The sequence below is a fragment of the Tenacibaculum sp. Cn5-46 genome (assembly GCF_022347705.1).
Taxonomy (GTDB): domain Bacteria; phylum Bacteroidota; class Bacteroidia; order Flavobacteriales; family Flavobacteriaceae; genus Polaribacter; species Polaribacter aiptasiae.
Genome location: NZ_JAKRGD010000014.1, coordinates 1 through 2,865 on the forward strand (window position 1 = coordinate 1; position 2,865 = coordinate 2,865).

1 protein-coding gene is annotated in these 2,865 nt (G+C 41.2%); it reads left to right on the forward strand.

Annotated features, from left to right (window positions below; genetic code table 11):
- On the forward strand, window positions 1-2,865 hold a 2,865-nt coding region (locus MHN29_RS18230; protein ID WP_239176085.1), incomplete at both ends, for a hypothetical protein.

Sequence of the window (2,865 nt, forward strand, 5' to 3'; positions counted from 1 at the left end):
AAGACGGGACCGTGACTCTAAGCGTAGCAGCGAGTGGTGGGGTAGGAAGTTTAACTTATCAATGGCAGTCTGCAACAAGTTTAGCAGGGCCTTATAGTGATGTAACCAGTGGAACAGGAGGTACAACGGCGAGTTATAGTCCAGTAACTTCAACCGAAGGAACTTTATATTATCAAGTGGTAGTTAGCAATGCAGGAATAGGATGTACTAGTGTTACCAGTAGTAAATCAACAGTGACAGTAAATGCATTACCAACCATTGATACTGAGCCAGCAGCAAATACAACTGTTTGTAAAGACGGAGCAGTAACTCTAAATGTTGCAGCTAGTGGCGGAGTAGGAAGTTTAACTTATCAATGGCAGTCTGCAACAAGTTTAGCAGGACCTTATAGTGATGTAACCAGTGGAACAGGAGGTACAACAGCTAATTATAGTCCAGTAACTTCAACCGAAGGAACTTTATATTATCAAGTGGTAGTTAGCAATGCAGGAATAGGATGTACTAGTGTTACCAGTAGTAAATCAACAGTGACAGTAAATGCATTACCAACCATTGATACTGAGCCAGCAGCAAATACAACTGTTTGTAAAGATGGCGCAGTAACTCTAAGTGTAGCAGCTAGTGGCGGAGTAGGAAGTTTAACTTATCAATGGCAATCAGCAACAAGTTTAGCAGGACCTTATAGTGATGTAACCAGTGGAACAGGAGGTACAACAGCTAATTATAGTCCAGTAACTTCAACCGAAGGAACTTTATATTATCAAGTGGTAGTTAGCAATGCAGGAATAGGATGTACTAGTGTTACCAGTAGTAAATCAACAGTGACAGTAAATGCATTACCAACCATTGATACTGAGCCAGCGGCAAGTACGACCGTTTGTAAAGATGGCGCAGTGACTTTAAATGTTGCAGCCAGTGGTGGTGTAGGAAGTTTAACTTATCAATGGCAATCAGCAACAAGTTTAGCAGGGCCTTATAGTGATGTAACCAGTGGAACAGGAGGTACAACAGCCAATTATAGTCCAGTAACTTCAACAGAAGGAACTTTATATTATCAAGTAGTAGTTAGCAATGCAGGAACGGGATGTACTAGTATAACTAGTAGTAAATCAACAGTGACGGTAAATGCATTACCAACCATTGATACTGAGCCAGCAGCAAATACAACTGTTTGTAAAGATGGCGCAGTAACTCTAAGTGTAGCAGCTAGTGGCGGAGTAGGAAGTTTAACTTATCAATGGCAATCAGCAACAAGTTTAGCAGGACCTTATAGTGATGTAACCAGTGGAACAGGAGGTACAACAGCCAATTATAGTCCAGTAACTTCAACAGAAGGAACTTTATATTATCAAGTAGTAGTTAGCAATGCAGGAACAGGATGTACTAGTGTTACCAGTAGTAAATCAACAGTGACAGTAAATGCATTACCAACCATTGATACTGAGCCAGCGGCAAGTACGACCGTTTGTAAAGATGGCGCAGTGACTTTAAATGTTGCAGCCAGTGGTGGTGTAGGAAGTTTAACTTATCAATGGCAATCAGCAACAAGTTTAGCAGGGCCTTATAGTGATGTAACCAGTGGAACAGGAGGTACAACAGCCAATTATAGTCCAGTAACTTCAACAGAAGGAACTTTATATTATCAAGTAGTAGTTAGCAATGCAGGAACAGGATGTACTAGTATAACTAGTAGTAAATCAACAGTGACGGTAAATGCATTACCAACCATTGATACTGAGCCAGCGGCAAGTACGACCGTTTGTAAAGACGGGACCGTGACTTTAAGTGTGATGGCAAGAGGCGGCGTAGGAAGTTTAACTTATCAATGGCAGTCAGCAACAAGTTTAGCAGGACCTTATAGTGATGTAACTAGTGGAACAGGAGGTACAACTGCGAGTTATAGTCCAGTAACTTCAACCGAAGGAACTTTATATTATCAAGTGGTAGTTAGCAATGCAGGAATAGGTTGTACTAGTGTTACCAGTAATAAATCAACAGTTATAGTTAACCAAGTTCCAACCATAGATACTGAGCCAGCAGCGAGCACGACTGTTTGTAAAGATGGGACCGTGACTCTAAATGTGGCAGCCAGTGGTGGAGTAGGAAGTTTAACTTATCAATGGCAATCAGCAACAAGTTTAGCAGGGCCTTATAGTGATGTAACCAGTGGAACAGGAGGTGCAACTGCGAGTTATAGTCCAGTAACTTCAACCGAAGGAACTTTATATTATCAAGTGGTAGTTAGTAATGCAGGAATAGGATGTACCAGTGTTATCAGTAGTAAATCAACAGTGATAGTTAACGAAGTTCCAACCATAAATAGCCAACCAATGGGAAGTACGACTGTTTGTAAAGACGGCGCAGTAACTCTAAGCGTAGCAGCGAGTGGTGGGGTAGGAAGTTTAACTTATCAATGGCAGTCTGCAACAAGTTTAGCAGGGCCTTATAGTGATGTAACTAGTGGAACAGGAGGTACAACTGCGAGTTATAGTCCAGTAACTTCAACCGAAGGAACTTTATATTATCAAGTAGTGGTTAGCAATGCAGGAATAGGATGTACTAGTGTTACCAGTAGTAAATCAACAGTTATAGTTAACCAAGTTCCAACCATCGATACTCAGCCAGCTTCAAGTACGACCGTTTGTAAAGACGGAGCAGTAACTCTAAATGTTGCAGCTAGTGGTGGCGTAGGAAGTTTGAGTTATCAATGGCAATCAGCAACAAGTTTAACAGGACCTTATAGTGATGTAACTAGTGGAACAGGAGGTACAACAGCGAGTTATAGTCCAGTAACTTCAACCGAAGGAACTTTATATTATCAAGTAGTAGTTAGCAATGCAGGAACAGGATGTACTAGTGTAACCA